This is a genomic window from Streptomyces boetiae (genome assembly GCF_031845405.1).
Taxonomy (GTDB): domain Bacteria; phylum Actinomycetota; class Actinomycetes; order Streptomycetales; family Streptomycetaceae; genus Streptomyces; species Streptomyces boetiae.
In genome coordinates, this window is the sequence record NZ_JAVREN010000035.1 from 47,712 (window position 1) to 53,711 (window position 6,000).

General features: G+C 74.7%; 5 protein-coding genes. 4 read left to right on the forward strand and 1 reads right to left on the reverse strand.

All coding sequences use genetic code 11. From position 1 onward, the window contains the following. Positions 1-95: 95 nt before the first annotated feature. From RM780_RS20685 to RM780_RS20695, 3 genes are all read left to right on the forward strand, one after another. On the forward strand, positions 96-545 hold the full coding sequence (locus RM780_RS20685; protein WP_311632312.1) for a universal stress protein: 450 nt from the start codon (positions 96-98) through the stop codon (positions 543-545). A 59-nt stretch (positions 546-604) separates the two neighbouring features. Continuing rightward, positions 605-1,666: an adenylate/guanylate cyclase domain-containing protein gene (locus RM780_RS20690; RefSeq protein WP_311632313.1), complete on the forward strand. Its 1,062-nt coding sequence runs from the start codon at positions 605-607 to the stop codon at positions 1,664-1,666. A 134-nt stretch (positions 1,667-1,800) separates the two neighbouring features. Next, complete coding sequence (locus RM780_RS20695) at positions 1,801-3,321, forward strand: alkaline phosphatase D family protein (RefSeq protein WP_311632314.1); 1,521 nt, start codon at positions 1,801-1,803, stop codon at positions 3,319-3,321. 56 nt (positions 3,322-3,377) lie between these two features. Here RM780_RS20695 and RM780_RS20700 read toward each other — a convergent pair whose 3' ends face one another. Continuing rightward, positions 3,378-4,310: a lysylphosphatidylglycerol synthase transmembrane domain-containing protein gene (locus RM780_RS20700; RefSeq protein ID WP_311632315.1), complete on the reverse strand. Its 933-nt coding sequence runs from the start codon at positions 4,308-4,310 to the stop codon at positions 3,378-3,380. Positions 4,311-4,574: 264 nt separating this feature from the next. Here RM780_RS20700 and RM780_RS20705 point away from each other — a divergent pair. After that, a partial coding sequence (locus RM780_RS20705) for an MFS transporter (protein ID WP_311632316.1) occupies positions 4,575-6,000 on the forward strand: 1,426 nt, incomplete at its 3' end.

Here is a 6,000-nt window from a genome sequence, read left to right on the forward strand (position 1 = left end):
CCCGCGCAGGTTCGCCCCCCGCGCTTTGTCACCCGGACACAACATCCGCAAACGCCCCGGTGGCGAGCGGGCTACCGGCGATTAGGGTGGCCGCCATGACCGCTTATGAGACCGTCGTCGTCGGGACCGACGGCTCCAAGTCGTCCCTGGCGGCCGTTGAACGGGCAGCTTCCGTCGCCGCGACGTCCGGAGCCAAGCTCGTGGTGCTCTGCGCCTACCGGCCGATCAGCCGGCACGAGGCCGCCGTCGCGCAGGACGTGCTCGGCGAGGAGGCGTACCACGTCGTGGGCTCCTCCCCGGCCGAGGAGACCCTGCGGACCGCCCGCGAGCGGGCCGCCGTGGCCGGGATCATCGACGTGGACACCGTCGCCATCGAGGGCGACCCCGTCGCCGCCCTGCTGAAGACCGCCAAGAACTGGAACGCCGGTCTGATCGTGGTCGGCAACCGGGGCCTGAACACGCTGACCGGCCGCATCCTCGGCTCGGTCCCCGCGGAGGTCGCCCGCAAGGCCGACGTGGACGTGCTCATCGTGCACACCACCTGACCCGGGTCGATCCGCGCGGACGACGACCTGGCTCACGACTGACGGAAGGCGCGCCGGAGATGGACCAGGACCCCGACACCGCGCGGACCGCCGCGGCGGCCCTCGCCGCGCACGCCGTCGAGGACGCCGGGGAGGACGTCGCCAAGAGCGTCGAGGTCACCCTGCTCGGCGGCGAACGCAAGTACACCCGCATCGAGGTCGCCAAGATGGCGGGGGTGCCGCTGGACCGCATCCACCGCCTGTGGCGGGCCATGGGGTTCGCGGCGGCGGGCGACGACGACGTGCTGTTCACGGACGCGGACGTCACCGCGGCCCGCATCGGCTACGACTTCGTCGAGTCGGGCCTGATCGACTCGCGCCTGGACGCCGCCCTGACCCGGACCCTGGGCCACTTCCTCTCCCGCCTGGCCGAGATGCAGGTGCAGGTCGTCTGGGACTGGATCAGCAAGCAGCCGGGCCTCTCGCCCGACGAGCCCGAGATCGCCACCGTGGTCGAGGCGATGCTGCCCACGATGCAGCAGCTCCAGGACTACATCTGGCGCCGCCACCTCGCCGCCTTCGCCGACCGCGCGCTCGCCGCGCAGGCCGAGGCCATGGACGACCCCGGGGCCGAGCGCGTTCCGCGGCAGGTCGTCGGCTTCGTGGACATGGTCGGGTACACGCGGCTGACCCGGCAGACCGACGAGCACCAGCTCCTCGACATCCTGGAGCGCTTCGAGGCGCTGGCCGCGGACGTGGTCTACGAGCACCACGGGCGCATCGTGAAGATGATCGGCGACGAGGTCCTGTTCGTGGCCGACTCGCCCGCCGACGCCGTCGAGATCGCCTTCAGCCTCGGCGAGCGCGCGGCCGAGGACGTCGCCATCCCCGAGCTGCGCACCGGCCTGGCCTACGGCCGCGTCGTCAACCGCCTCGGCGACGTCTTCGGCGAGGTCGTCAACGTCGCCGCCCGCCTCACCTCCGTCGCCCGCCCCGACACGGTGCTGGTCGACTCCAACCTCGCCACGGTCCTGCGCGTCGCCGGCGGCTACGAGGTCCGCTCCATCCCCGCCACCTCCGTCCGCGGCTACAGCCGCCTGCGCCCCTACGTCGTCCGCCGCCTCCGTCGCCGCTCGCGTTAGGCCCTCGCCTCCGCCGTCAGGGGACAGCCGGGCGGCTGTCCCCTCTTGTTCTCCGTGTGTTCCGGCGGGGGGCAGGGTGGGGTGGTGATACTGCGGGCCGTTGAGAGTGTGACGGCTGCGCAGGAGGGTGAGTCATGAAGGACGTCGGACGCAGATCCGTGCTGCTGGGCGGCGCGGGAGCGCTGGTGGCCGGGGCCGGGATCGGGGCGCCGGCCCTGGCGTTGAGCGGGCGGCCGGAGGCGCGCTGGGGCGTGCAGGCCGGCGAGGTCACCACCTCCTCCGGGCTGGTGTGGGTGCGCGCCGACCGGCCCGCACGGATGGTCGTGGAGACGGCCGCCACCGAGTCGTTCCGGGGAGCGCGCCGCTGGTACGGGCCGCTGCTCGGCCCCGGCTCGGACTTCACCGGCACCACCGCCCTGCGCGGCCTGCCCGCCGGCACCCAGGTCCACTACCGCGTGCTGCTCGCCGACCCCGACGACCCGCGCCGGACCGGCGAGCCCGTCGTGGGGACGTTCCGCACCGCCCCGCGCACCCGGGACGGCATCCGCTTCGTGTGGTCCGGCGACCTGGCCGGCCAGGGCTGGGGCATCAACCCGGAGCTGGGCGGCTACCGCATCTTCGAGGACATGCGGCGCCTGGACCCGGACTTCTTCCTCTTCAGCGGCGACACCGTCTACGCCGACGGCCCCCTCACCGAGAGCGTCACGCTCCCCGACGGCCGCGTGTGGCGCAACATCGTCACCGACGAGAAGCGCAAGGTCGCCGAGACCCTGGCCGAGTACCGCGGCACCTTCCGCTACAACCTGCTGGACGCGAACCTGCGCCGGTTCAACGCCCAGGTCCCCTCCATCGTCCAGTGGGACGACCACGAGGTCACCAACAACTGGTACCCCGGCGAGGTCCTCGACGACCCCCGCTACACCGAGACCTCGGTGGACGTGCTCGCGGGCCGCGCCCGGCAGGCGTTCGGCGAGTACTACCCCATCGCGGCACGCCAGCCCCGGGGCCGGTTCTACCGCGTCGTGCGCTACGGCCCCCTGCTGGACGTCTTCGTCCTCGACATGCGCACCTACCGCAACGCCAACTCCCCCAACCGGCAGGCGCAGGACCCCCAGGGCATCCTGGGCGCCGAGCAACTCGCCTGGCTGAAGCGGGAGCTGGCCGGCTCCCGCGCCCGCTGGAAGGTCCTGGCCTCCGACATGCCGCTGGGCCTGGTCATCCCCGACGGCGCCACCGACTTCGAGGCCGTCGCCAACGGCGACCCCGGCGCGCCCCTGGGCCGCGAGCTCCAGATCGCGGAGCTGCTGCGGTTCATCAAGCACCGCCGGATCACCGGAACGGTGTGGCTGACCGCCGACGTCCACCGCACGGCCGCCCACCACTACGCGCCCGAGCGGGCGGCGTTCACGGACTTCGACCCGTTCTGGGAGTTCGTCTCCGGGCCGCTGAACGCCGGCGCCTTCCCGGCGACGCCGCTGGACGGGACGTTCGGCCCCCAGCAGGTCTTCGACAAGGCCCCCGCGCGGGCCAACACCTCGCCCGCCGAGGGCTACCAGTTCTTCGGCGAGGTCGACATCGACGGCGGCGGGGCCCTCACGGTCCGGCTGCGCGAGGTCGGCGGGGCCGTGCTCTTCAGCCGGACCCTGCACGCCTGACCGGGGCCGTTGCCCCTGCGCTCGCGCTTGCGCCGGGGGGTGGTCCGGCCCCGCGGTCAGACCACCTTCCGGCGCACCAGCGCGCCCAGCACCAGCGCCCCCGGCAGCAGCGGCAGCCACACCGTGATCACCCGGTAGGCCAGCACGGCCGAGGTCGCCGCCGCCACCGGGGCCCCCGTCGCGGCCAGGGCCAGCACCAGCGAGGCGTCCACCGAGCCGAGGCCGCCCGGCGAGGGCACGGCCGCGGCCACCACCGAGGCCGCCAGGTAGGCGAGCACGACGTGCGCGTCCGGCACGTCCAGGCGGAACGCCCGCGCCACCGCGACCAGCCCCGCGGCCTGAAGCACCGGGAAGGCGAAGGACCCGCCCCACAGGCAGGCCACCCGGCTCGGCCGCCCGTGCAGCGACCTGATGTCCGCGAACGCGCTGCGCAGGAAACGCCCCACCGCGCGACGCACCCGCCCTATCGCCACGGCAACGCCCAACGCCAGCACGGCCGTTCCGCCCACGACGGCGGCGGCCAGCGGCACCCCGATCTCCTCCGGCAGCAGCGAGCCGAGGGCCAGCGCCTCGGGGAAGACCAGCAGCAGGGCCAGCAGCAGCGTGGCCCGGGAGACGCCCTCGGCGAGGAAGTAGAGGGCGAGCGCGGCCGAGGAGCGGGTGGCGGGGATGCCCAGGCGGGACATGAACCGGATGTTCACCGCGCTGGCCCCGATGCCCGAGGGGAGGAGGTGGTTGGCCGTGCCGGCGGCGAACTGGGTCGCGAACAGCCGCCCCGCGGGCAGGCGTTCGTGCACGGTGCCCTGCCGGGCGAAGGACACGGCGACCCAGCCCAGCAGCGTCGTCGCGGTCGCAGCGAGCAGCCAGGTCCCGTCGGCACTCGGGACCTCGCGCAGCCCCGAGACGATCAACGACCGGTGCTGCACGACCCAGACGGCTACGGCGAGAATCGGGAGCAGGCAGAGGATCTGCCGCAGCAGGCGGCCCATGGGGGCGAGAATGACCGGGCCGTGCGAAGCGCCGGTGGCGCGCAGGAGACGGGCGGGATACGGGCGGGGGCTCATTCCGCGCCGGGCGAGGTCGCCGCGTTGACCGCCAGCGCCAGGTCCCGCCTCCCTCGGGTGTGCGGCGGGGCCATCCGCCGTGCCGCGTCGCTGCGTGCCGGGGCGGCCGGGCCGCCCGATCATGGCCGGGAGCCGCCGCCCGCCGTTCATCGCCCGCCGTCCCCTGCTGCCCAGCGCGAGGAGCCCGCCATGCCGTCCGGACCACCGCCCGGCCGTTCACCCCAAGGGCCCGATCGCGCCCCCGCCCCCGGCCTGACCACCGCCTCCGGCCCCGGCCGCCGCGTCCTGGCCTGCGCCGTCCTGGGCTCCGGCATGGCCATGCTCGACGGCACCATCGTCACCGTCGCCCTGCCCCGCATCGGCTCCGACCTGGACGTTCCCCTCTCCTCCCTCCAGTGGACCCTCAACGCCTACATGCTCACCCTCGCCGGCCTGATTCTTCTCGGCGGCGGCCTGGGCGACCGTTACGGCAGGCGCCGCGTCTTCGCGTGGGGCGTGGCCTGGTTCACCGTCGCCTCGCTGCTGTGCGGGCTCGCGCCCACGGGCCCCGCGCTGATCGCGGCCCGCGCGCTCCAGGGCGTGGGCGGGGCGCTGCTGACGCCGGGCTCGCTCGCCCTGATCCAGTCCTCCTTCCGCCCGGAGGAACGCGCCAAGGCCGTCGGCCTGTGGTCCGGCCTGGGCGGGGTGGCCACGGCGCTCGGGCCGTTCCTGGGCGGCTGGCTGGTGGACGGGCCCGGCTGGCGGTGGATCTTCTTCCTCAACGTCCCGCTGGCCGCCGCCGTCCTCCTGCTCAGCCGGGGTGTTCCCGAGAGCCGCGACTGGGGCGCCTCCGGGCGTTTCGACATCCCCGGGGCCGGGCTGGCGGCCCTCGGCCTGGGCGCGATCACCTACGCCCTCATCGACGCGCCCGCCTACCCGGTGCTGGCGGCGGGGGTGCTGCTGTGCGGGGCCTTCGTGTGGCAGGAGCGGCGCGCGCCGCACCCGATGCTGCCGCTGGGCGTCTTCCGCTCCCGGCTGTTCACGGCGGCCAACCTCGCCACCCTCTGCCTCTACGCGGCCATCGGCGGCGTCTTCTTCCTGCTGCCGACCCAGCTCCAGAACGGCCTGGGCTACGACGCGCTCACCGCCGGCGTCGCCTCCCTGCCGGCCACCCTGCTGCTGACCGCCCTCTCGGGCCCGGCCGGCTCCCTGGCCCAGCGGATCGGCCCGCGCCTGCCGATGACGGCGGGCCCGCTGGTGGCCGCCGCCGGCCTGCTCCTGCTGCACCGGGTCCACCCGGGCAGCGGCTACTGGGCGGCCGTCTTCCCGGGAGTGGTGGTGATGGGCCTGGGCCTGAGCATCTTCGTCGCCCCGCTGACCGCCACCGTCCTGGCCTCCGTCGAGGACCGCCGCGCGGGCATCGCCAGTGGCGTGAACAACGCGGCTGCCCGCGTCGCCCAGCTCATCGCCGTCGCCGCCCTCCCCCTGGCGGCCGGGCTCTCCGCCCACGACTACCGCTCCGCCACGGCCGTCGACGCCGCCTTCGGCCGCGCCGTCCTCCTCTGCGCGGCCCTGATGACCCTCGGCGCCGCCATCTCCTTCCTCACCATCCCCCCCACCCTCGACCAACCCCCGC

Bases quoted from the DNA above. Each gene is read 5' to 3' on its own strand.
- RM780_RS20685 (WP_311632312.1), top strand. From the start codon at position 96: ATGACCGCTTATGAGACCGTCGTCGTCGGGACCGACGGCTCCAAGTCG.
- RM780_RS20690 (WP_311632313.1), top strand. From the start codon at position 605: ATGGACCAGGACCCCGACACCGCGCGGACCGCCGCGGCGGCCCTCGCC.
- RM780_RS20695 (WP_311632314.1), top strand. From the start codon at position 1,801: ATGAAGGACGTCGGACGCAGATCCGTGCTGCTGGGCGGCGCGGGAGCG.
- RM780_RS20700 (WP_311632315.1), bottom strand. From the start codon at position 4,310: ATGGGCCGCCTGCTGCGGCAGATCCTCTGCCTGCTCCCGATTCTCGCC.